Source organism: Lentzea sp. HUAS TT2 (genome assembly GCF_051853195.1).
In the GTDB taxonomy this organism is placed as follows: Bacteria; Actinomycetota; Actinomycetes; order Mycobacteriales; family Pseudonocardiaceae; genus Lentzea.
In genome coordinates this window covers 6,483,750-6,506,355 of record NZ_CP196667.1, presented here as the reverse complement: position 1 = coordinate 6,506,355, position 22,606 = coordinate 6,483,750, and the positions used below count along the sequence as shown (strand labels likewise).

At 69.5% G+C, this 22,606-nt stretch carries 22 protein-coding genes; 9 read left to right on the top strand and 13 right to left on the bottom strand.

Annotation, left to right across the window (positions count from 1 at the left end):
* The first annotated feature begins 111 nt into the window (after positions 1-111).
* Positions 112-582, top strand: a complete 471-nt coding sequence (locus ACSHWB_RS31605; protein ID WP_439656930.1) for an RDD family protein — start codon at positions 112-114, stop codon at positions 580-582.
* Here ACSHWB_RS31605 and ACSHWB_RS31600 read toward each other — a convergent pair.
* From ACSHWB_RS31600 to ACSHWB_RS31590, 3 genes are read right to left on the bottom strand one after another with little or no spacing between them, the layout of a single operon-like run.
* Complete coding sequence (locus ACSHWB_RS31600; protein ID WP_439656929.1) at positions 575-1,219, bottom strand: response regulator; 645 nt, start codon at positions 1,217-1,219, stop codon at positions 575-577. The genes ACSHWB_RS31605 and ACSHWB_RS31600 overlap by 8 nt on opposite strands.
* Positions 1,219-2,406: a sensor histidine kinase gene (locus tag ACSHWB_RS31595; protein WP_439656928.1), complete on the bottom strand. Its 1,188-nt coding sequence runs from the start codon at positions 2,404-2,406 to the stop codon at positions 1,219-1,221. Before ACSHWB_RS31595 ends, ACSHWB_RS31600 begins: the two co-directional genes overlap by 1 nt.
* Positions 2,407-2,443: 37 nt before the next feature.
* Positions 2,444-2,896, bottom strand: coding sequence for a hypothetical protein (locus ACSHWB_RS31590; RefSeq protein WP_439656927.1), 453 nt, complete (start codon positions 2,894-2,896; stop codon positions 2,444-2,446).
* A gap of 385 nt (positions 2,897-3,281) precedes the next feature.
* On the opposite strand from ACSHWB_RS31590, the gene ACSHWB_RS31585 reads away from it, so the two are divergent.
* On the top strand, positions 3,282-5,594 hold the full coding sequence (locus tag ACSHWB_RS31585; protein WP_439656926.1) for a beta-L-arabinofuranosidase domain-containing protein: 2,313 nt from the start codon (positions 3,282-3,284) through the stop codon (positions 5,592-5,594).
* Positions 5,595-5,601: 7 nt separating this feature from the next.
* Here ACSHWB_RS31585 and ACSHWB_RS31580 read toward each other — a convergent pair whose 3' ends face one another.
* On the bottom strand, positions 5,602-6,201 hold the full coding sequence (locus ACSHWB_RS31580; protein WP_439656925.1) for a TetR/AcrR family transcriptional regulator: 600 nt from the start codon (positions 6,199-6,201) through the stop codon (positions 5,602-5,604).
* A gap of 92 nt (positions 6,202-6,293) precedes the next feature.
* Here ACSHWB_RS31580 and ACSHWB_RS31575 point away from each other — a divergent pair, with 92 nt between their 5' ends.
* The gene (locus tag ACSHWB_RS31575) at positions 6,294-7,043 is read left to right on the top strand and encodes an SDR family NAD(P)-dependent oxidoreductase (protein WP_439656924.1); all 750 of its coding nucleotides are present in this window, start codon (positions 6,294-6,296) and stop codon (positions 7,041-7,043) included.
* Between the two features lie 6 nt (positions 7,044-7,049).
* On the opposite strand, the gene ACSHWB_RS31570 is transcribed toward ACSHWB_RS31575, so the two are convergent.
* Together ACSHWB_RS31570 and ACSHWB_RS31565 are read right to left on the bottom strand one after the other, a co-directional pair.
* On the bottom strand, positions 7,050-7,910 hold the full coding sequence (locus ACSHWB_RS31570) for a cellulose binding domain-containing protein (RefSeq protein ID WP_439664703.1): 861 nt from the start codon (positions 7,908-7,910) through the stop codon (positions 7,050-7,052).
* A 125-nt stretch (positions 7,911-8,035) separates the two neighbouring features.
* Positions 8,036-8,452, bottom strand: coding sequence for a MarR family winged helix-turn-helix transcriptional regulator (locus ACSHWB_RS31565; protein WP_439656923.1), 417 nt, complete (start codon positions 8,450-8,452; stop codon positions 8,036-8,038).
* 65 nt (positions 8,453-8,517) lie between these two features.
* Between ACSHWB_RS31565 and ACSHWB_RS31560 the strand changes: the two genes are divergently transcribed.
* A complete protein-coding gene (locus ACSHWB_RS31560) occupies positions 8,518-9,234 on the top strand; it encodes an alpha/beta fold hydrolase (protein ID WP_439656922.1) in 717 nt (238 codons plus the stop codon).
* Here the strand turns inward: ACSHWB_RS31560 and ACSHWB_RS31555 are convergent.
* Positions 9,223-9,945: a GntR family transcriptional regulator gene (locus ACSHWB_RS31555; RefSeq protein ID WP_439664702.1), complete on the bottom strand. Its 723-nt coding sequence runs from the start codon at positions 9,943-9,945 to the stop codon at positions 9,223-9,225. The two genes, ACSHWB_RS31560 and ACSHWB_RS31555, sit on opposite strands and share 12 nt — an antisense overlap.
* 107 nt (positions 9,946-10,052) lie before the next feature.
* On the opposite strand from ACSHWB_RS31555, the gene ACSHWB_RS31550 reads away from it, so the two are divergent.
* Genes ACSHWB_RS31550 through ACSHWB_RS31540 form a run of 3 tightly spaced genes read left to right on the top strand, consistent with a single transcriptional unit; the run spans position 10,053 to position 13,029 of the window.
* Complete coding sequence (locus ACSHWB_RS31550) at positions 10,053-11,309, top strand: MFS transporter (RefSeq protein WP_439656921.1); 1,257 nt, start codon at positions 10,053-10,055, stop codon at positions 11,307-11,309.
* A 15-nt stretch (positions 11,310-11,324) separates the two neighbouring features.
* Positions 11,325-12,707 carry an acyclic terpene utilization AtuA family protein gene (locus ACSHWB_RS31545; protein WP_439656920.1) on the top strand — a complete coding sequence of 461 codons (1,383 nt, stop codon included), beginning with the start codon at positions 11,325-11,327 and terminating at the stop codon, positions 12,705-12,707.
* The gene (locus ACSHWB_RS31540; RefSeq protein ID WP_439656919.1) at positions 12,700-13,029 is read left to right on the top strand and encodes a DUF4387 domain-containing protein; all 330 of its coding nucleotides are present in this window, start codon (positions 12,700-12,702) and stop codon (positions 13,027-13,029) included. The genes ACSHWB_RS31545 and ACSHWB_RS31540 overlap by 8 nt, the downstream gene beginning before the upstream one ends.
* Positions 13,030-13,136: 107 nt before the next feature.
* On the opposite strand, the gene ACSHWB_RS31535 is transcribed toward ACSHWB_RS31540, so the two are convergent.
* Positions 13,137-13,694, bottom strand: coding sequence for a snapalysin family zinc-dependent metalloprotease (locus ACSHWB_RS31535; RefSeq protein WP_439656918.1), 558 nt, complete (start codon positions 13,692-13,694; stop codon positions 13,137-13,139).
* Positions 13,695-13,863: 169 nt separating this feature from the next.
* Between ACSHWB_RS31535 and ACSHWB_RS31530 the strand changes: the two genes are divergently transcribed.
* Complete coding sequence (locus ACSHWB_RS31530) at positions 13,864-14,721, top strand: hypothetical protein (RefSeq protein ID WP_439656917.1); 858 nt, start codon at positions 13,864-13,866, stop codon at positions 14,719-14,721.
* 4 nt (positions 14,722-14,725) lie between these two features.
* On the opposite strand, the gene ACSHWB_RS31525 is transcribed toward ACSHWB_RS31530, so the two are convergent.
* Together ACSHWB_RS31525 and ACSHWB_RS31520 are read right to left on the bottom strand one after the other, a co-directional pair.
* A complete protein-coding gene (locus tag ACSHWB_RS31525) occupies positions 14,726-15,145 on the bottom strand; it encodes a pyridoxamine 5'-phosphate oxidase family protein (RefSeq protein ID WP_439656916.1) in 420 nt (139 codons plus the stop codon).
* A gap of 115 nt (positions 15,146-15,260) precedes the next feature.
* A complete protein-coding gene (locus ACSHWB_RS31520) occupies positions 15,261-17,375 on the bottom strand; it encodes a discoidin domain-containing protein (RefSeq protein WP_439656915.1) in 2,115 nt (704 codons plus the stop codon).
* Between the two features lie 188 nt (positions 17,376-17,563).
* On the opposite strand from ACSHWB_RS31520, the gene ACSHWB_RS31515 reads away from it, so the two are divergent.
* Positions 17,564-18,472, top strand: coding sequence for a DUF1996 domain-containing protein (locus ACSHWB_RS31515; RefSeq protein ID WP_439656914.1), 909 nt, complete (start codon positions 17,564-17,566; stop codon positions 18,470-18,472).
* A 51-nt stretch (positions 18,473-18,523) separates the two neighbouring features.
* On the opposite strand, the gene ACSHWB_RS31510 is transcribed toward ACSHWB_RS31515, so the two are convergent.
* From ACSHWB_RS31510 to ACSHWB_RS31500, 3 genes are all read right to left on the bottom strand, one after another.
* Positions 18,524-18,985, bottom strand: a complete 462-nt coding sequence (locus tag ACSHWB_RS31510; RefSeq protein ID WP_439656913.1) for a substrate-binding domain-containing protein — start codon at positions 18,983-18,985, stop codon at positions 18,524-18,526.
* Between the two features lie 291 nt (positions 18,986-19,276).
* Complete coding sequence (locus ACSHWB_RS31505; RefSeq protein ID WP_439656912.1) at positions 19,277-21,475, bottom strand: discoidin domain-containing protein; 2,199 nt, start codon at positions 21,473-21,475, stop codon at positions 19,277-19,279.
* A gap of 110 nt (positions 21,476-21,585) precedes the next feature.
* Positions 21,586-22,599, bottom strand: coding sequence for a LacI family DNA-binding transcriptional regulator (locus tag ACSHWB_RS31500; RefSeq protein WP_439656911.1), 1,014 nt, complete (start codon positions 22,597-22,599; stop codon positions 21,586-21,588).
* Positions 22,600-22,606 lie beyond the last annotated feature (7 nt).

Here is a 22,606-nt window from a genome sequence, read left to right as displayed (position 1 = left end):
CGCACGGGGCTGGGGGCTGGGAGCTGGGGAAGAAGGTCTCGGCCCGGCCGGCGTGGAAAGCGGTCTCCCCCCATCCACCCAGCCGGTGGCGAACCTTGGCATGATGGCCGGGTGGCCACCGACGCCGATGCCCGCTCGATCGTTCTCCGCCGCTACTCACAGCACGTCATCGAGTTCGCCCTCCTGGCCGTCGCCGCCGTCCTGAGCGTGTTCCTGGGCGTCCTGCTGTCGGTGCCGCTCATCAAGCTCGGCATGACGCCGAAGGTGTTCTCGGTGCTGCCGTGGGCGACCGTGGTGGCGGTGTCGTTGCTCGGGGTGCTGTGGATCGAGATCTGGTACCCGTACCGGCACGGGGGTTCGACCCCGGCGATGCGCTGGCTGGGGCTGCGGATCACCACGCTGCGCGGCGGTGAGCCGTCGTTGCGGGCCTACTTCGTGCGGTGGCTGCTGATGGCCGTGGACGGGTTGCTGATGGGCCTGGTCGGCGCGGTGCTGATCGCGGTGACACCTCGCAACCAGAGGCTCGGGGACATCGTCGCCGGCACTGTGGTGGTGCGGCGACCGGCGGACCCCGTCACCTGAGCAGGCCGCTGCGCCACGCCCAGATCGCGATCTCGGTGCGGTTGCGCGCGCCGATCTTCCCCTGGACGTTGGTCAGGTGCGACTTCACCGTCGACAACGAGACGTGCAGCCGGTCGGCGATCTCGGAGTTGGTCCAGCCGCGTGCCACCGCCAGCACCACGTCGAGCTCGCGGCCCGTCAACGGATCTCCCGGGCGCTCGGGGCCGGCGCCGCCGGTGAAGTGTGCGAGCAGCCGCACCGTCACGGCGGGCGAGACCAGCGCCTCGCCCCTCACCGCGGCGTGCACGGCCTCCACCAGCAGCCGCGGCCGGGCGTCCTTGAGCAGGAACCCGCAGGCACCGGCGAGCAGCGCGGCGTAGACGTTCTCGTCGACGTCGTAGGTGGTGACGACCAGCACCCGCAGTGGATCCTCCACGCCCGGTCCTGCCAGCAGCCTGGTCGCCCGCAACCCGTCCAGCTTCGGCATGCGGATGTCCATCAGCGTCACGTCGGGACGCAGCTGGCGCGCCAGCCTCACCGCCGCCTCCCCGTCGGCCGCCTCGCTGATCACCTCGATGCCGGGCTCCGCGTCGAGGACCAGCCGGAAGCCGGTGCGCACGAGGGTCTGGTCGTCGGCGATCAGCACGCGGATCGTCATCAGATCCCCCTCGGCACGGTGTCGAACGGATCGTCGTCCTGGCCCAGCGGCAGCCGTGCGGTGACCCGCCAGCCGCCAGGCCCGTGCGGACCCGCGACGAGCTCGCCACCCAGCTCGGCCATCCGCTCGGTCATGCCGAGGACGCCATGTCCGCCTTGCGCCGCAACGCCGTCCGGCACACCGTCGTTGTCGATCTCGACCACCAGGCCGTCCTCACCGGATCGAGCCGTGACCCGCACGCCGGTGGCGCGCGCGTGCCGGCGGGAGTTGGTCAGCGCCTCGAGCAGCACCCGGTGCAGAGCGACGGAGACCCTTGGTGGCAAAGGAAGTGCCTCGACGTCGGCACCCACGTGCACCGCCACCTCCTCCCCCGCCGCGGCGCGCACGACGTCACCCAGGACGAGACTCGGTGACGGCAGCGGCTCGTCGCTGCGCAGCACACCCACCAGTCCGCGCGTGGCGGTCAGGGCCTCTGCCGCCGCGTGCTCGATCTGGTCGTACACCTCGGCGGGGTCCTGGGCCGGTGCCGCCGGGTTCGCGGCCAGCGCCTGGGCGGCACGGGTCCGCACCACGATGCCGGTGACGTGGTGTGCCACCAGGTCGTGGAGGTCCCGCGCGAGCTGCAGCCGGTCCTCGGTGCGGATGCGCTCCAGCTCGCGGCGGTGCCGGGCGTCCGCGTCCCGCAGGATCAGGCCCAGCGCCAGTGCCGCGCCCCACGCCAGCGCCGCGGCCACCGGGAACAGCGCCGCCGGGTAGCCGAGGCCGTAGCGCACGATCGGCGCGAGCACCACGGTGACGCCGGCGGCGACGGCCAGCGCCGCCGCCCGTGCGGGAGGGAGCCGGCGGCATCCGGCGGCGGCCAGCAACAGCACCGCGAGCACTTCCGTCAACGGCGGCTGCGCGGGAACCCGGTCCACGAACGCCGCGACCGCCGTGCCGAGCAGCGACAGTGCCATGACCGCGCTCGCCAGCAGTTCGATCCGGCGGGGGAACCTGCGGCGCAGGACCGCCAGGATCGCGGCCGCCGTGCCCGCGTACGGCACGACCATGGTGAGCAACGGTCCCAGCACGCCCTGCGGACCGTTCCCGCCGGACACCTGCACCGCGTCCACGACCGTCACCGCGAGCAGTGCCGCGACCTCGGCCACGAACACGCTCCGCCGCGCCGGCGGTCCCCCTGCGGTCATACCGGCATTCTCGCCCCGGTACCGGCGGAGGATCCCGCTACCCCGCCCTCTTGACCGTGTCGACGTAGACGTTGGAGGCGGGCAGGTAGCTCGCCACCACAGCCAGTGCGGCCACCGCCGCGCCGCCGTACGCGGGCAACGTCGCCGATCCCTCCCCGATGAACAGCGACGCCACCTGGAAGACCGTGAACACGGTCAGCAGGATCCTGGCCCAGTTGCGTCCCGACCTGAGCTTGAACGCGAGCCACAGCTGCACCAGCGCGATCACGACCGCGATGCTCGCGACCAGCACCTGGGTGAACGTGGCGGCGCTCTGCAGCTGTTCCTCGGTCATCGCCGTCCCCGACGCCCTCAACGCTTCGACGAGATCGTCACGCGTGCCCACCAGGACGCCCACGGACGTCACCGCGAACACGCACGACACGAGGAACCCCACGAACGCGGCGATGATGGTGCCCGGCGGCGTGGTCCTGCCCGTTGCAGTAGTCATGATCACGACCGTAGGGCGCGGCGAAAGTGGTTGCCGCACAACGAGTTGCCATCTAGTACTTTCGGACGAGAGCCCGGTTGCGGCGGTCCGCGAAGGCCCCCAGCATGCCGAACGCCACCGCGCACGTGCTCACCCACTGATCATGTGAGCGATAACATCCCGGCTCGATCGCCGTCCGCCGTGTCGTCGAACAGTGCTGCCTGAGCGTCGAATCGCGTTCGATGACCAGCGGAACCGCTAAAGTTAACGCTCACATTGAGCGTTGACCGCTCGGCAGAGTGGTGGCTACCTTCCGTCTCGGGGCCGACGCGGGCAGTCCGGCTCCGTGCCGGCGGTGCGACTCGAACCGATCCGCACCGCTTCGCCGAGCGACGGGAGCGTCCCCATGTCCTCATCGTTGAGTCGACGCAGGCTCCTGCAAGCCGCGGGTGTGGCCGCCATCGCGACCACGGCGCCGTCGCTGGCGGCGGGTTCAGCCCAGGCCGCGACGGTACCCCCGGCCCGTGGTGACGCGGGTGTCTCGGCCTACGCGTTCGACCTGTCCGAGGTCCGGCTGACGTCCGGCCGATGGCTGGACAACCAGAACCGCACGCTGTCCTACCTGAAGTTCGTCGACGTCGACCGGCTGCTGTACAACTTCCGCGCCAACCACCGGCTGTCCACGAACGGCGCCGCCGCGCTCGGCGGGTGGGAGGCCCCGAACTTCCCGTTCCGCACGCACAGCCAAGGCCACTTCCTCACGGCATGGGCGCAGGCGTGGGCGGTCCTGGGCGACACGACGTGCAGGGACAGGGCCAACTACATGGTGGCCGAGCTGGCCAAGTGCCAGGCGAACAACTCGGCGGCCGGGTTCACCACCGGCTACCTGTCAGGCTTCCCCGAGTCGGACTTCGACGCGATGGAGGCCGGTTCGCCCAAATCCGTGTCGTACTACTCCCTGCACAAGACCCTCGCCGGACTGCTGGACGCGTGGCGCTACATCGGCAACACCCAGGCGCGGGACGTGCTGCTGCGGTTCGCCGGCTGGGTGGACTGGCGCACGGCCCGGCTGTCCTACAGCACGATGCAGAACGTGCTGGGCACGGAGTTCGGCGGCATGAACGCGGTGCTCGCCGACCTCTACCAGCAGACGGGCGACGCGCGCTGGCTGACGACGGCCCAGCGGTTCGACCACGCCGCGGTGTTCGACCCCCTCGCCACCAACCAGGACCGGCTCAGCGGTCTGCACGCCAACACCCAGGTGCCGAAGTGGATCGGTGCCGCCCGCGAGTACAAGGCGACCGGGACCACCCGCTACCGCGACATCGCCCTCAACGCGTGGACCATCACGGTCGGCGCGCACACCTACGTCATCGGCGGCAACAGCCAGGCAGAGCACTTCCGCGCGCCGAACGCCATCGCCGCGTACCTCAGCACCGACGCCTGCGAGGCGTGCAACACGTTCAACATGCTCAAGCTGACCCGCGAGCTGTGGCTGACCGACCCCGGCAAGGCCGCCTACTTCGACTACTACGAACGCGCCCTGCTCAACCACCTGATCGGCCAGCAGAACCCGGCGGACCCGCACGGCCACATCTGCTACTTCACCGGCCTCAACCCCGGCCACCGGCGCGGCAACACCGGCCCCGCGTGGGGTGGCGGCAACTGGAGCACGGACTACGGCACGTTCTGGTGCTGCCAGGGCACCGCGCTGGAGACCAACACCAAGCTCGCCGACTCCGTCTACTTCTTCAACGGCACCACGCTCACGGTGAACCTCTACACGCCGTCGGTGCTGACGTGGTCGTCCCGCGCCATGACGGTCACCCAGAGCACGAACTACCCGGCGAGCGACACCACGACGCTGACCGTCACCGGCAACGCGGGCGGGTCGTGGACGATGCGGCTCCGCATCCCTTCCTGGACAACGGGTGCGACCGTCAGCGTCAACGGCGTCGCGCAGAACGTGACCGCCACGCCAGGCACCTACGCGTCCCTGACCCGGACGTGGACGTCCGGCGACGTGGTGACGCTGAGGCTGCCCATGCGCGTGATCGCGCAGGCCTCCAACGACAACGCCGGTGTCGTCGCGCTGACCTACGGCCCCGCCGTGCTGGCGGGCAACTACGGCAACGCCGGCCTGTCCGCGTTGCCCGCGCTGGACGTCGGCTCCGTGACCCGCACCAGCACGTCATCGCTGGCGTTCACCGCGACGGCGAACGGAACGCAGGTCGGCCTGGGGCCGTTCCACGACGCACACGGCTTCAACTACACCGTCTACTGGCGCACGAGTGGCGGCACGACGAGCCACCGCTTGCTCAACGTGGGCACCGGTATGGTGCTGGGCGTCCAGAACATGTCCACAGTGGACGGCGGCCTCGCCGTGCAGTGGCACGACAGCGGCACCGCAGACCACAACTGGGAGCTGATCACCGACGGCTCCGACGTGCGGCTGCGCAACGTCCACAGCGGCAAGGTCCTGGGCGTGGAGAACATGTCCACAGCGGACAACGCCCGCGTCCTGCAGTGGTCCGACAACGGCACGGCCGACCACAGGTGGACGCTCCTGTCCCAGGGCGACGGCACCCACAAGATCCGCAACGCCCACAGCGGGAAGCTGCTCGGCGTTCTCGGCGGTTCGACCGCGGCGGGCGCGCAGATCGTGCAGGACCCCGACAACGGCAGTGCCGACAACCGCTGGCGCCTGGTGGCCAACTGATCCGCGGTCAGGCGGGTGGCCAGCTCCGCAGTGCGGCGTCGGCCACCCGCTGCAGTTCCTCGCGCGCCGCACCTCCTGCGGCCTGCACGGCCATGCCGTTCGCGATCGTCATGACGTAGCGGGAGATCAGGTCCGGGTCGGCGCCGGCAGGCAGATCGCCTTCCTCGACGGCGCGTTCGAACCGGTCGCGCAGCAGGCCCTGACCGCCGGACCGCCACTCGGCCAGGATGTCGCGCGCGACCCGTCCAGTGGCGCCGGCCACCAATGCACCCTGCACCCCGAGGCAGCCCGCAGGGCAGCCCGGCTGGGTGTTGGCGCGCACCGAGCCGGTGAGGAAGTTCTGCGCGACCTCACGGGCGGTCGGTGCCTGCAACGCCTCGACGGCGTAGGAGACCGTGCCCTCCGAGTAGCGCTGCAACGCCTTGCGGAAGAGCTCTTCCTTGTTGCCGAAGGCCGCGTACATGCTCTTGCGGGAGATGCCCATGCGCTCGGTCAGTTCGGTGAGGCTCGCGCCCTCGTACCCCTGCTCCCAGAAGACCACCATCGCCTTCTGGAGCGCCTCCTCGGCGTCGAACTCGCGCGGCCGGCCGATCTGCACCTTCTCCACGCCTTCATCCTACCCTTTCGCACCGATCGGTGCAGAAGTGCTACGGTCGACTTCAGCACCGATCGGTGCACAAAAGCGTGGAGGTCAGGAACATGCGCAGGTTCGAAGGCAAGACCGCGGTGATCACCGGTGGCGGTACGCGGGGCATCGGCAGGGCCACCGCCGCACGACTGGTCCAGGAGGGCGCACATGTGTTCATCACCGGCCGCCGCAAGGCCGAGCTGGACGACGCGGTGCAGGCCATCGGCGAGAACGTGACGGCGGTGCCGGGCGACATCACGAACCCGGACGACCTGGACCGGCTCTACGAGGCGGTCGCCGCCCGCGGCAAGGGGCTGGACGTGCTGTTCGCGAACTCCGCCACCGCCTCGTTCGCGACCATCGAGACGATCACCGAACAGGACTTCGACCAGACCTTCGGCGTCAACGTGAAGGGCACGATCTTCACGTTGCAGAAGGCACTCCCCCTGCTCAACAAGGGCGCCTCGGTGATCATCAACGCCTCCACCGCCGCCGACCGCGGCACCTCGGGGTTCGGTGTCTACGCGGCGTCGAAGGCGGCCCTGCGGACGTTCACGCGCGCCTGGGCGAACGAGCTCAAGGACCGCGGTGTCCGGGTGAACGCCATCTCGCCGGGACCGACCGACACCAACGGGATCACTGAGCTCGTGGGCGAGGAGAACGCGGAGGCGTTCAAGGCGAACGAGGCCGCGCGGATCGCGATCGGGCGGATGGGGCACGTGGACGAGGTCGCGGCCGCGGTGGCGTTCCTGGCCTCCTCGGACAGCAGCTTCATGCTCGGCGCCAACGTGTACGTCGACGGCGGAGAGAACCAGATCTGAGGTTCGCTACTCCAGCGAACACCGCGTGCCGTTGAAGGAGAACGCGGTCGGCGCCTTGTGAGAGCTGCGAGTGGTGCCGCTGAACGAGAACTGCGCCGACGCACCGGACGCGATCTGCCGGTTGTCGTTCGTGTTCGAGGCGCTGATGATCGCCCCGTACTGCCTTCCGGTGGCGTTGCGCATGTCCCGGATGCCGTCCCCGTTGGACAGGGCCCAGAGCAGCGACCAGCCGTTCACCGCGGCGGAACCGGTGTTGCGCACGGTCACGCTCACCTGGAAGGTGCCCTGCCGCTGCTCGGTGATCCGGTATGCGACCGCGCAGGCCTTCGCCGGCCGCGGCGGGGTCGTGGTCGTGGCGGGCGGCGGCGGGGTGGTCGTCGTGGGAGGGGCGGGCTTGGGCGTGTCCGATCCCTCGCACGGCGGGCCCCACAGGCCACGCTTGGCCGCGGTGGCCTCGTCCCGTGCGGCGATCAACGGCCCGCCCTCGGCACCTTCCGGCTTCAACGCACCCTGCTGCACGGCGAGCATCGCGTAGTCGGTGCCGTTCTCCAGTTCGAGGTTCACCTCGCCGATCGTCAGCACGGTGAACCGGACGGACCTCGCCAGCAGGGTCGATCTGGCGAAGGTGAGCGAGGCCTCCGCGTAGCACTCCTTCGGCGCGGCCAGCAGGGCGATGCGGACCTTCGTGCCGTCGACGAACTCGACGGTGCGGGCGTCGATCACGTCCCGGACGACGGTGAGCACGTCCTGCGGCGGCACCACCTTGTTGACCAGTGTCGGCACCTGGAGCGAGGTCTGGGTCGTCGGCGGCGCCGGTGACGGCGCTGCCGGTTCGGCCGAGCACGCGCCGACGAACAGCACCGCCATCACAATTAAGAGCCTGCGCGCCAACGTCACTCCCCCGACCGTCCACCCGACACGGAGGTCGCTTGGCGCGAAACGAGTCCGGCACCGTCCTCACACGACTCCCGGTGGACTGTCGGCCGGGGTGATCAGTGCGTTACGCCGAGCGCCAGGGTGAGCAGGTCGCCCAGTTGGTCGAGCTGTTCCGCCGAGAGATTGCGGAACGAGTCGTCCAGGACACCGTCGGCGAGGTCCTGCCCCGCCACGCGCAACCTCTCCCCCTCCGCGGTGAGCCGGTGCCGCACGGGGCGTCCCGGCCCGGGCACCCGTTCGATCAGGCCGCGGTCGGCCATCCGCGTGGCCAGCGATCCGAAGGACTGGTCGGTCTGGAAGGTCAGCACCGCGAGGTCGTGCAGCGAGGCGTCCGGGTGGCGGGCCAGGTGCCGCAGCGTGTCCCACTGCACCAGCGACAGGCCGAGCGGCGCCAGCGCCTGGCTCATCTTGCGGTGGTGGCGGTGCTGCAGGCGCTTGACGGCCAGGCCGACGTCGGCGGGACGGTGAGGCATGCGGGTCAGCCTACCCGATTGAGGACAGGTTGCTTATATAAGCATCCTTATCTAAGGTTCCTTACATGACCTCTGAGCTGACCTTGCTGGACCTCGACCGCACCCGGACGTTCCTGCTGCTGCACGGCGGCGGTGGCGTGCCGACGATGGCCGGTTTCGCCGCCCTGCTCGCCGAACGCGCTCACGCACGGGTGCTGCTGCCCACGCACCCCGGTTTCGGCGGCACGCCGAAACCGGCCGATCTCACCGGCGTCACCGACCTGGCCAGGACCTACGTCGACCTGCTCGACCGGCTCGACCTCACCGGCGTCACCGTGATCGGCAACTCCTTCGGAGGCTGGGTGGCCGCCGAGATCGCGTTGCTCGCGAGCCCGCGCGTGAGCAACGCGGTGATCGTGAACGGGATCGGCGTCGAGATCACAGGCCACCCCGTCACCGACGTCCGAGGCCTCTCCCCGGCAGAACTGCGCAAGCTCTCGTGGCACGACCCGAGCAAGGCCCCGCAGCCCGCGAACTCCGGACCTGGCCCGGACGTGCAGGCGCTGATCGGCTACACCGGGCCGGCGATGGCCGATCCGACGCTCGTGGAGCGGCTCGGCCAGACCCCGGTGCCCGTCCACGTGATCTGGGGCGAGAGCGACGGCATCGTCTCCCCGGAGTACGGCAAGGCGTTCGCCGCCGCGATCCCGCGGTCGACGTTCACCCTGCTTCCCCGCGCCGGGCACCTGCCGCAGGCCGAGTCACCCGAGGAACTCCTCGACGCGGTGCTCTCAGTTCGCTGACGACACCTGGCCGGGCGCGCGGCGCAGGTCGTCCAGTCCGCCGCGGACGTCGTCGATCGTGATCTGTTCCGCGGTGGCCGAGTCGCCCGCGCGCAGCGCGCGGACGAGAGCGCGGTGGCTCGTGTAGCGGTCGAGACCGAACTGGTGGTTCGCGAGCACCCGGTCGAGCATGCGGGTCCGGCGCTCCGCCCGCGTGAACACCCTGGTCTGCTCCAGCAGCCGGGTCAGCACCGCGTTGCCCGCGCAGGCCGCGACCGCGTCGTTGAAGCGCTGCATGGTGTCCAGCAACGTGTTCAGGTGCTTCTCGACCGGGCGGCCCTCGGCGTCGCGCTGCTTGATGACGATCAGCAGGTCGTCCGCCTCGTCGAGAACGGCGTCGAGCTCGTCGAGCTGGGCGGTGGTCGCGTGCCGGGCGGCGAACCGGGCGATGAGGCCGCGCAGCGCGATCTCGACCTCGGCCAGGTCCTCGACGGCGGTGGCGCCGATGTCCGCGACGACGACCGTGCGCGGGCCGACCCGGTTGATCAGGCCGTCCTGTTCCAACCGGCGGATGGCCTCCCGGACCGGAGTGGGGCTCATCGACAGCCGTTCGGCGAGGCCGCGTTCGGTGATCTTCTCGCCGGGGGCCAGCTCACCTGCGGCGATGGCGTCCTGGACCGAGCGGTAGGCCCGGCCTGCCAGCGTGTCGGACTGCGGATCCTTGTCGGCCATCACGAGCGCCGATACTACGACAAGCACGCAAGCTATGGCTTGTGCTTTTTGCTATAGCATCCTAGATTCGGGGCGCCGCGACGTTCCCGAGCCAACGGAGGCTTCCGATGTCGTCACTCGCCACGCCGGTCGACCGGCGGCTCACCAGACGCATCACGTTCTTCGTGGCGCTCGCCGTGTTCGCACAGGAGACGACCTGGGACTTCTACGACGCCCAGGTGCCCCCGCTGCTGCGCGAGCACATCGCCAGCACGGCGATCGTCGGCCTGCTCATGGGCATGGACAACCTGCTCGGCATCTTCGTCCAGCCGTGGATCGCCAACCGCTCGGACAACACCCGCACGCGCTGGGGCCGCCGGATCCCCTACCTCGCGGTGGGCATGCCGCTCGCCGCGGTGCTGTTCACGCTGATCCCGCTGGCGACCGCGTTGCCGGCACTGATCGCGGTGATCTTCGTGTACTCGTTGGTGGGCAACAGCTTCAAGCCGATCGCCCAGGCGTTGCTGCCGGACTTCATCGAGCCGCAGCGCCGGGGCAGGGCGAACGCGGTGGTGAAGATCGCGTCCGGCCTGACGGTCATCGTGTCCGCGCTCATCAGCGCGTTCATGGTGGACGATCACCCGAAGCTCGCGTTCACAGTGCCGGCCCTGATCATGTTGCTGTGCACGGCCGTTCTCGTCTGGCGGGTGCGCGACAACACGTCGAGGGGTTACCAGCTCGCGCTCACCGAGGACACCCACGACGAGACGTCCGTGCGGCTGCGCGACCTGGCCAAGGACATCCTGCGCGACCCGAACCGCAGCCGGCTCCTCGTCGTCACCGCCGTCCTGCTGTTCGCGTCCGCCTGGTTCTCCTCGCGGTCGCTGTTCACCCCGTACGGCATGGAGACCCTGCACCTGTCCCGGGGTGAGGCGGGCTCGCTCACGTTCCCGAGCGGTGTCGCGTTCCTCCTCGCCGCCTACCCCGCCGCGTTGCTCGCCGAACGCATCGGTCGCATCCGGACGATGACGATCGGCATGGTCGTCTTCGGCGCCTCGCTCGCGTTCGGCAGCCTCGTGCCGACGCCCACCACCACCGTGGTCGCCTTCTGCGTCGCCGCCGCCGGAGCGTCCGGGTTCCTGATCAACGCCGCCGTCGTGCTGTGGAACCTGGCGCCGTCGGCCCGCGTGATCGGCGTCTACACGGGCCTGTACACGGTGAGCTGGGCGGCCGGCGGGTTCATCGGGCCGGGGGTGGTCGGCGCGATGGTCGACATCACCGGGTGGCGCTACATGCTCCTCGACATCGCCCTGATCACCGCGCTCGCCACCGCCGTCATCCTGCGCGTCGCCGTCCTGAGCCGCCGTCACGCGGTCTCGCTGTAGAAAGGAAGATCGCACATGAGCGCTCCCACGGGAGCCGTCCGCGTCCTGTCGCCGACGGGCATGCTCGGCGCCGGCTTCACCCAGTCCTCTGTGGACCGAGGGCTGGAGCTGGGTGCCGACGTCATCGCCGTCGACGGCGGGTCCACGGACTCGGGCCCGCACTACCTCGGTTCCGGCACCGCCAAGACGACCGCCGCGGCCGTAGCCCGCGACCTGCGGATCCTGCTGCGCGCCGCCGCCCAGGCCCGCATCCCCCTCATCGTCGGGTCCTGCGGCACCAGCGGCACCGACTCGGGTGTCACCTGGGTCGCCGGGATCGTCGAGGACATCCTGTGCGAGGAGAAGCTCGACCTGTCCGTGGCGACGATCTTCAGCGAGCAACGCGCGGACTTCGTGAAGACCCGCCTGCGGGAACGCGCCGTGCACCCGCTGGCACCGGCCGCCGAGCTCGACGAGACCACTGTGGACAGTTGCACCCACGTCGTCGGGATGATGGGCCACGAACCGATCGAGGAGGCCCTGCGCGCCGGTGCCGACGTGGTGCTCGCGGGCCGAGCGACCGACACCGCGCTGGCCGCCGCACTGCCGTTGATGCGGGGAATGCCGGCAGGCCCCGCGTGGCACGCGGCGAAGATCGTCGAGTGCGGCGGGCAGTGCACCACGAACCCGCGCACCGGTGGTGTTCTCGCCACGATCGACCACACCGGTTTCACCATCGAACCGCTCGACCCCGACGCAGCCTGCACGCCGATCTCCGTTGCCGCGCACATGCTCTACGAGACGGTGAACCCGTTCCGGATGCGCGAGCCCGCCGGCGAACTGGACGTCACCGAGGCCACCTACACGGCCCTCGACGACCGGCGCGTGCGCGTCGAGGGCTCCCGGTTCCACCCGGCCGACCAGCACACGGTCAAGCTGGAGGGAGCCAGGATCACCGGCTACGAGACGATGTCGTTCACGGCCATCCGCGACGAGCACATCCTCGCGAACATCGAGGAGTGGACCGACCTGTTCGTCAAGGTCTTCACCGCCCGCGTCGAGCAGACCCTCGGCCTCGACAGCGCCGACTACTCGTTCGACCTGCGCCGCTACGGCTACGACGCCGTGCTGGAGAAGCTCGACCCGGCCGCCCGGCCACCCCGCGAGATCGGCGTGATGCTGCTGGTCCGCGCCACCACCCAGGAGCTCGCGACGGCCGTGGCGAAGGTCGCCAACCCGTTGATGCTGCACCTGCCGACGCCGGACATGGCCTACCTGCCCAGTCTCGCGTTCGCGACCTCCCCCGCCGAGACCGAACGCGGCCCCGTCTACGAGTTCGTGCTCAACCACGTCGTCGACACCCGCACCCCCACCGAGATGTTCCGCATCGAGCACCGGAAGGCCGCTGTCCATGACTGACCAGCCCACGCAGACGTTCGGCGACATCGCGCTGGAGGTCCGTTCCAAGAACGCCGGGCCGTTCTGGGTGACGATGGAACTGTTCATGCGCAACCCGGCGGACTACGCGCTCGCGGCCGCACCGGAGATCGTCAACGAGGACGTCATCGCGTTCCTGTACGACGTGCGTGCCGAGGACGTCCAGATCTTCCGGATCCCGTCGCTGAACGTCGTCAAGATCTCGTTCCCCCGGCCCGTTCCCCAGGGTGGGCTGCGGGACCGCGACATCCACGCCGGACAGCACCACGTGCCGCTGGCGGCGCTGCCGACCAGCGCGCGCTAAGCGACTTTCGCCGGTTCCTCCGGAAGTCCCCTCGTGCCACCGTGACGGTCATGCGCCACACAACCGGACCGGGTGGGCCGCGACGTCGCGGCCCACCCGGCGGACCGTCAGCCCGCGAGGTGCGCGAAGGCCGGCTCGACGACCCACTCGGTGGACTCGGCGAGCTTCGCCGCACGACCGTTGGCGAAGCTCTGGTTCACCCAGTTCGCCTCGCCCGCGCTCGGGTACACGTTGCGGCACGAGTATCCGGCGCTGCCACCGGACATCAGGATGTTGCAGTTGCCGTTGTAGTTGTCCCGCAGGCCGAGGGTGTGGCCCATCTCGTGGGTGATCACCCGCAGCGGCGAGTAGCCCTCGTTGATCTGCAGGCGGTCGAGGATGATCTGGCCGGAACCGTGCCCGATGGTGGCTCGCGAGCCACCGCCGCTGGTGACCGAGATCCGGATGTTCCCGGACCCGCTCGTCTGGACCATCCTGATGTTCGGGACCCGGCTGTTCCACACCTGGATCGCTTGCGGGACATAGCCCGAGTACTCACCACCGCCGCTGACGGTGATGGTCCTGGCCAGGGCTGAGGACTCGGCGGAGGCCGCAGGGGCGGCGACCGCGGTCAGCGCGAGCGCGGCCACACCGGCCACCGTCGCGACGAGTTTGCGCAGGGACACGAGGAACTCCATTTCCAGAGCGGAGTGCAGGGATCGCCGACAGTCGTCCACGAGCAGCGGCACGGCAAGCGGTCGTCCGGCGGTGTGCGAAATCGGCGGGCGCCGTGCCTGGCACGGCGCGAGTCCCTGGAAGAACTCTGGAATTCCGGCGACTTCTGGCGGAGGAGAGATGAACCAGGACGGGTTCGGCACGGCGTTGCGGTCCGCCATCAGGGCCAGGGGCCTGACGTTGCAGAGCGTGCGCACCAGGCTCGCCCAGCACGGCATCGTGATCGGACTGGCGACGCTGAGCAGCTGGCAGTCAGGGCAGAACCGGCCGGAACGGGCCGAGTCGCTGCGCGCCGTCACCGCGATCGAGCAGATGCTCGCGCTTCCGGCGGGATCGCTGATCCGGCTGCTCGGCCCGCGCAGGCCGCGCGGCAGGACCGCGAGCAGCGTGCCGTCCGGGTGGGGTGCGATCGCCAGGATGTACGACCACCTCGGCTCGAACGCGCCGGTCCGCGTGCTGCTGACCGAGGACCAGGTGCACGTGAGCGAGAACCGCCTGCTGCGCACCGTGCGCACCAAGATCATGGGAACGGTCACGGGCAGCGACGCGGTGGACCGCTGGTGCGTCGGCTGCACGGCCGAACCGCGACGGGACCTGAACGACATCCGCGTGGTGCCGGTCCGCCGTTGCCGGTCCGGCACCACCGTGCGGGACGACTCCGCCCACCTGCTCGGCACCGAGCTCCTGCTCGACCGGGTCTACCGGCGGGACGAGACGTTCGTCCTCGAGTACGACTGCGTCTTCGACCGGCCGCTGGCCGAGGACGAGTACTTCCGGGTGATCACCCAGCCGACCTGCCTGTACGTCCTGCAGGTCTCGTTCCGCAGAACCTCTTCACCTGCCCGCTGTGTGCGGTTCCTCGGCCGGCCGCGCGGCACCGACCAGGGCGACGCCACGCTGATCAGCCGCGGCACCGCGGTGATCGCCCAGCCGGACGCGGCCCCCGGCGTCTACGGCATGCGCTGGGAGTGGGACTGACGGCTCAGTAGACGAACCGGCGCACCTCGTCGGGCTGGATGACGAGCCGGACCTGGTCCGCGCCGAGGATCTCGGCGAGGTCGTCGGCTCGGGTCGGGTCGTCGGCCTCCCAGTAGCGCGCTGCCAGCCGTTCGGCCAGCTCGTGCGCTCCGGTGGTCTCCACCGTGACGGGGCCGGAGACCGCCAGCCAGCGTTCGCGCTCGCCCACCGGGGCGGCGACGACGATCGAGGCGCGGGGATCGCGGCGCAGGCGGCGTACCTTCAGCGAGTCCGGGTCGGTGAACAGCTGGATCGTCCCCTCGGCCGTGGCCTCGAACCACACCGGCCGCGGCTGCGCGGGCACCGGTCCCGCGGCGGTGGACAGGAACCCGTACAGCGGGCGGCTCAGGAACTCCAGATCCTCGGGGGTCAGCGCATCGCTCATGGGTCCGATTGAACACGGCCGGATCATGACCGGCACATCGGTGAGAAGCCGCCAGACATGTCCAATCGTCTGGCTCCGGCCGGGGAGCCCGGATCAGGCTCCCCGGCCGTTCGTCTCACCGCCGGTAGACGCCGAGCTCGTAGAGCGAGTAGCCCCAGCCGGTGCCGCGCTGGGTGGCGTGCAGCCGGACGTAACGGCCGGTCGCGGTCACGTCGATCGAGTCCACGCCGCCGTTGCCGGTCGTCGTGCCGTAGACGGTTCGGAAGTTGGTGCCGTCGTCGGACACCTGGATCTCATAGGCACGGCCGAAAGCGCCCTCCCACACCAGCTGCACGTGCTGGAACGTCGTCACCGCCCCGAGATCCACCCGGATCCACTGAGGATCGGCCCAGTCGGTCGCCCAGCGCGAGGAACCGTTGCCGTCCACGGCGTTGGACGGCGGATAGGGTGCCCCGTCACCGACCTGCTGGTATGACGAGGCCGTCGTGGGCTTGCCTTGCGCCACGTTCACGCCGGACGGCTGTGGCGCCACGACCCGCACGGACTTCGTCTCGATGCCGATGTTGCCGCGCCCGTCCTCGGCCATGACGTAGACCTTCCACACGCCCAGCCTGTCGGGGGCGGTGACGGTGAGGCGGTTTCCGTTGACCTGTACGGGAGCGTTGGCGAGACCGCCGCTGTTGTCGATGTACTTGCTGTTGAACGCGGCCGACCACTGGATCGCGTCACCGTTGGGATCGGATGCGGCCACGTCGATGTTCAGCGGGGCACCGGCCGCGATGGTCTGAGGCAGGTTCATCGCGGAGATCACCGGTGGGGTGTTGGCAGGGGTGGCGCCGCCGAACGCTCGTTGGACCGAGTAGAACGACAGCCGCTTCTTGCCCGCGGGCGTCAGGTTGAACCACACCGCACCGAAGTCGTACTCCGTGCCGTAGTGGAACAACGTGCCACCGAACGAAACCCCGGTGTGGCCGATGATGCAGTTCCAGGCCTGGGTGTAGCCATCACGCTTCTGCACATCGGTCGGCTCGGCCGGCACACCGTTGGCGTCGTTGGGTACTTCCCACTCCCCCGCCGGACCAGCCTCCGTGAGGATGTACGGCTTGGTGTAGCCACCGGAGATCCAGTCCTGCCGCACCTTGCACACGTTGCCGTACGAGTTGACCGAGTACAGGTCCAGATCGGGCGTGTGCGCCTTCAGGTACACCCACGCACCGGTCCACGCGTCGGTGTTGGTCACCGGGTGGTTGGTGTCGATGGCGTGGATCGCCCGCGCCGCCTCGTTGATGTACTTCGCGTACTCAACGCGCTGAGTCTCCAACTCCGCGCCGGAGTAGCAGTTCTGCAAGCCGAGGATCGACTCGTTGCCGACGTTCCACATCAGAACGCCGGGGTGGTCCTTGTACGTGGTGACCCACTGCCGGATCTGGCCGAGCATGTCGGCCTTGTACTGACCATCGGTCACGTAGTTCACGCAACCACCGGAACCGGGACCGCCACCGGGCTGCAACCAGAACCCGTTGATCACCCGCAAACCATTCGCCGCAGCCGCGTCCAGCAGTGGACGGGTCGAGGCGTCCGTGCCCCAGGTGCGCAGGGTGTTGACACCCATCGACTTCAACTCCGGCATGTACCGGGCTGCATCCGCAGCCGGCGGACCCCAGGTCAAGCCTTTCACCACCCACGGCCGGCCGTCGACCGTGAGCTGCCAGTTGCCCTGCGAACCGGTGACGCGCACACCGGTTCCCGGCACGACACCGCCCTGCTCGCCGTACACCCGGAACTCCCACAGCGAGACGCCGTAACCATTGGCGCGCTGGGTCGAGAGGACGCGGACGTAACGGCCGGTGCCGGTCACGTCGAAGCCCTGCCGGCCGCCGGTGCCACCGGTGACGGAGCGGATCGACGTCCAGGAGTCGCCGTTGGCCGACACCTCGATCTGGAAGGACGTCGCGTAGGCGGACTCCCAGTCGAGTTCCACCCGTGTCACGGTCGAGGTCGCGCCCAGGTCGACCCGCAGCCACTGCGGGTCGCTCCACGCACTGGACCAACGGGTTCCCGGATCACCGTCGACCGCGGCCGACGCGGGTGTGCCGCCGCCCTCGGTCGACGAGGCGGTGGCGGGCTTGCCTTGGGAAAGCAGCGAGGGCGCGGCGCTGACCGTGCCCGGCACCACTGCTAGTCCCACCAGCACGGCGAGCACCGTGCCGACGGAGCGGAGGCGGAACATTGCGTCTCCTGCAGGGTCTAGTGAGGATGAAAATGCGGGGAGAGCGCTCTCACAACCCTGGCGGCGAATGTTACGAACAGACTTCGTCCCGTGTCAACGACCCCCTTGACAGCATCCCGACCTGAGCGGGACGCTACTTGGGAGAGCGCTCTCCCAGCCGGTTTCCCCACGTCGGCAGGAGGACATTGGTGTCCCGAAAACTCAGCGCGCTGGCCTTGGCGGCCAGCCTCGTCGCGGCGGTGCTCGCGGTGGCCACGAGCTCGGCGCAGGCCGATGACTACGTGAGCCACCATGAGTTCCAAGCGAACTGCGCGTTCACGACGGACCGTCCGGACGATCCCATCGTCTTCCCCGGTCTGCCGGGTGCGTCGCATCTGCACACCTTCCTCGGCAACCCCTCCACGAACGCCAGCAGCACCAACGACTCGCTCAAGCAGGCCACCACGAACTGCCGGACGCCCGACGACAAGTCGGCGTACTGGTTCCCGTCCGTGCTCAACGGCGACCAGGTCGTGCGCCCCGAGGGCAACCAGGTCGTCTACTACAAGTCCGGCATCCTGAGGTACCAGGACGTCGTGCCGTTCCCGCCGGGCATGCGGTTCGTGGTCGGCAGTCCCACCGCGACAGAGGAGCAGTTCCGCACCGCGCCCGGCGCCATCGAGGGCTGGGAATGCGGCGACAGCGCCCACAACTGGGACATCCCGGCCTACTGCGCACCCGGCAGCCAGCTCAACGTCCGTTACCAGGCCCCGAGCTGCTGGAACGGCCGCGACCTCGACTCGGCGGACCACAAGTCCCACATGGCCTACCCGGACCGTGCGACGCTGGTGTGCCCAACGAGCCACCCGGTCGCGGTGCCGATGATCGAGTTCAAGATGGCGTTCCCGGTGTCCGGTGACATGTCCCGCGTACGGCTTTCCAGCGGTCGCGGCTACACCTGGCACTACGACTTCATGAACGCCTGGGACGCACCCACCCAAGCCGCGCTCGTCCGTCACTGCATCAACGGCGGGCTGCAGTGCGACCCGCGCGGATACGACCAGTACAAGCCCCACCGGGGCGCCGCACTAGGACCGGACTACCGGTTGCCGCGGTGAAGTCGTTCTCCCGCACCCCAGGGCGCACCCGCGCTCTGGGGTGTTTTCGCGCTAAAGCAGGAAAGAACCGGGCGCGGCCAGGGTTGTGCCCTCGACGAACTCGCACGCCAGCAGTACCTCAGGCCGCTTCTGGGGCAGGCGGGCCAGCAGGTGCACCGCGCGGCGGCCCGTCTCCCACCGCGGCACGCGCAACCCGGTGAGACCCAGCAGGTCGTCCTCGGGCATGTCGAGCGCCATCACCGAGAGATCGCCCGGCACGGACAGGTTCCGGCGACGCGCCGCACGGACGAGTGCCGCCGCGTCGTCGGAATGTTCCGCGATCACCGCCGTCACACCGATCCGCAGCAGCTGGTCGAGCCAGACCGCGGGCGCGTGCATCCCCTTGACGTTCCAGGCCTTCGTGGCAGCGCGGAAGGCGTGCAGGCGCTCGACCGAGGTCGTGCCGCTCGGAAGTCCGATGTAGATGATCTGACGATGGCCGAACGCCGCGGTGCGCGCGACGAGGTCGCGCACGCCCCGCGGCGTGGTCTACGTCCACATACGGCACTTGTTCGCCGGCACCGTCCCGTCTGCCGATCGACACGAACGGGATCGCGTGGTTCGCCAGGCACATCAGGTCGGCCTCGCCGGCCGTGCGGTCCAGCAGGACGCAGCCGCTCAGGGCCACGCCCCGCGTGTCGACGAAGTCGAGATCGGCGCACAGGAGCAGGCCGTTGCCCATCCTGTGCGCCGCGTGCCCGATGCCCGCCAGAGCGGGCGTGCTCTCACCGGGAATGACGTCCCGGGAGAGCACGCCGATCAGACTCACGGATAGTTCACCAGGTACCGGATCTGGTTGGCCGCGTTCGCGACGCCACCGGTGCCGTTGATGACGTTGGCGATCGTGCCCACCCCGCCCAGCGACACCGTGACCAGGTGCGTGAACTTGACACCCGAACGGTTCGGCGCCTCGAAGCCGTTGTCCGTCACGATGCTCGGATCAGCCTGGTTGAACGCGTACACGCCAACGCCGAACGCGTCGTGTGTCGTCACCGAATCAGCCACCTTGTACCCGGCCCAGCCTCGCTTCGAGCCGTTCATCCACGCCGCCTGGTTCGGCGGGTCGTACGGCAGCTCGTTCTGATACAGGTAGACCTTACCGCCATTGCCGTTCCAGACCAGGTTGTGCTGCTGGTAGTGCTCCACGAACAGCCCGTACGCGATCACGTTGTCGCCGTTCACGACGACACCGTTCCGGCCGGGGTTCGCCGTCCAGCTCACGCCCGCGCCGTGGTCGGCCCGCCACACCCACGTGTGGTCGATGATCGTGTTGCGGCTGTTCACCCGCAGGCTCTCCGTGGCCTTGCCGGCCTGCGACCCGCCGACACGCAGGTACACGTCGTGCAACGAGGTCGGGTTCGCCGCGTGGTCGCGGGAGGTCGAGTCACCGATCTCCAGCAGCACCGGGGAGTTCTGCACACCGGCGTCCACCAGGAACCCGGCCAGCTTCACCCCGTCCACATCGGACGTCGTCAGCGCGGCCTTGCCGGTCGTCGGCGTCAGCGTCGCGAGACCCAAGCCCAGCACGACCGTGTTCGGGCGGGTCACCCGGATCGTGTCATCGAGCTGATGGACGCCCGGCGTGAGCAACAGGTGCTTGCCCTGCGACAAAGCGGCGTTGATCGTGGCCACCGGCGTACCCGGCTTCACGATGAAAAAGTCCGCCAATGACACCGAGGACCCCGGGTTGCCGTTCTCCCAGCTCGTGCCGCGCGAGTTCTGGCGCAGCGCGGGCAGGAAGACGCGGTACTCACCCGAGCCGTCCAGGTACAGGTAGGGCTTCTCGCGCGTCACCGGCGAGGTGTCCACCGTCGTGTGCGACGGGTTCGGGAAGTTGTTCGGCGGCGCACCCTGCGTGCCCGCGAACACCATGTTCCACACCGAACCCGACCAGCCACCTGCGAGATTGCTGTTGCGGGTCAGGAACTGCTGCTGCGAACCGGAGATCACCGTGCCGTCGATCTTGCTGTCCACGATCAGACCACCACTGGCCCAGCCGTCGTAGCCGTTCCACAGGTGCGCCTGGCCGCGCAGGTGCATCCGCCGGTACGCGGTCGCCTGCGAGACGGCCCACCGCTCGATCTGGTTCGCGGGCAGGGTCACCGACAGGTTCTCCGCACCACGCCAGAAGTTCTGCGTCGCGTTGCCCAGGTTGTTCGGGTCGTCGCCCTGCTGCAACCAGTCGGCCTCGACGCGGATGTGGCCGTTGATGTTCACGTCGTCCGGGTTCAGGCCCAGGCCCGCGACCTGCGTGTAGAACCGCAGGTTCACGTCCGCGTCGTACGTTCCCGGCTTGAACAGCACGGCATAGCGCTGCGGCCCGAACTGGTTGGTCTTCATCTGCGCGGAGATCGAGTCCAGCCGCGACTGCATCTCCGACTGCGACGAACCCGGCCCGTACACGAACACGTTCGGCCCGAAGTCGGGGTTGCGCGGGTCGGTCGACGGCACACCCGGCGTGTCCGTGGTGGTGTAGACGCCCAACTCCCACAACGAATAGCCGTACCCGGTGCCGCGTTGCGTGCCCAGCACACGGAGATAGCGGCCGGTTCCGTTGACGTCGACCGACTGCGTGCCACCGGTACCGGTCGTGGTCGAGTAGACGCTGCGCCACGAACCGGCATCAGCGGCGTTGTCGGTCACCTGGACCTGGAACGCCTTGCCGTACGCGCCCTCCCAGCTCAACGACACCCGGCAGACCTGCTGGCTGGAACCCAGATCGACCTGCAGCCACTGCGGATCCGAGAACTGCGAGGACCAGCGCGTACCCGCGTTCCCGTCCACGGCGGCGGAGGCGGGAGTGCCACCGTTCTCCGTGGAGGACGCGGTCGCGGACTTGTTGAGAGCGACGTTGGTGGCACCGCACTCGGCGGCACCGGCGGGAAGGGTGGAGATGCTCGCGGTGGTCACGAGACACAGGGCCGCAGCCGCTAAGGCGGCGATCCTGGACAGGGGAGAGCTCATGATCCTGCCTGACACCTTTGGGGCGAGGGAGCCCGAACGGTGGCGTCCGTGGCACCGGACGCCGGGAGAGCGCTCTCCCGTAGATTAACGCGTGGTGTCGAACAGGTCAATCATGCCGACGCCCTGACCACGAGTTCCGGTTCGAAGATGACGGACCTCGGCCGTTCCTCGGGGTCGTCCAGGGCTGTGATCAGCACTTCCGCCATCTTCGCCGCCATGTCCTCGACCGGCTGGCGCACGGTCGTGAGCGGCGGCCGGCAGGCGAGGGCGGGCGCGCTGTCGTCGAACCCGACCACGGCGACGTCCTCGGGAACGCGTTTCCCGTGCGCCAGCAGCACGTCCACGGCACCCTGCGCCATCAGGTCGTTCGCCACGAACACACCGTCCACCTCGGGGTACTCGGCGAGCAGGTGTTCCATCGCCGCCGCGCCGCTGGCCACGGTGAACCCGCCCTCGACGGTCGGCACGTACGGGAAACCGTTGCGCGCCATGGCTTCCCGGAACCCGGTGAGCCGGTCCTGGCTGGCGTGCACGTCCAGCGGTCCCGCGATGGTGGCGACGCGGGTGCGGCCGATCCCGGCGAGCCGGGTGGCGGCGAGCCTGCCGCCCGCCTGGTGGTCGAGGTCGACGTAGCTGACCGGCATCGGCCGGCCGGGCCGCGCGTAGAGGACCGTGGGCACACCGGCCTCCAGCAGCCTGGCGGGCAACGACTCCGCGGCGTGCGTGGTCACCAGCAACGCGCCGTCCGCGCTCCCCTGCCGCAGGAACTCCACGACCTCCGCCCTGGTCCGGTCCGTGTCCGCGAGCATCAGCACCGGGTGCACACCCCTGCTGCGCAGGAAGTCGACGACACCGGCGGTGACGCGGCCGAAGAACGGGTCCACGAAGACGTCGGATCCGCCACCGGCACCGGAGATGACCAGCGCGACCGTCCCGGTGCGGCGGGTGACGAGCGACCGGGCGGCGTGGTTGGGCGTGTAGCCGGTCTGCTCGATCGCGTTGCGCACCGTCTCCTGCAGCTGCGGGTCGACGTTGCGCGTGCCGTTCACGACCCGTGACACCGTCGCGCGGGACACCCCCGCGACCCTGGCCACGTCCTCGAGCGTCGGCGTTTCCTTGATCATGATCCGT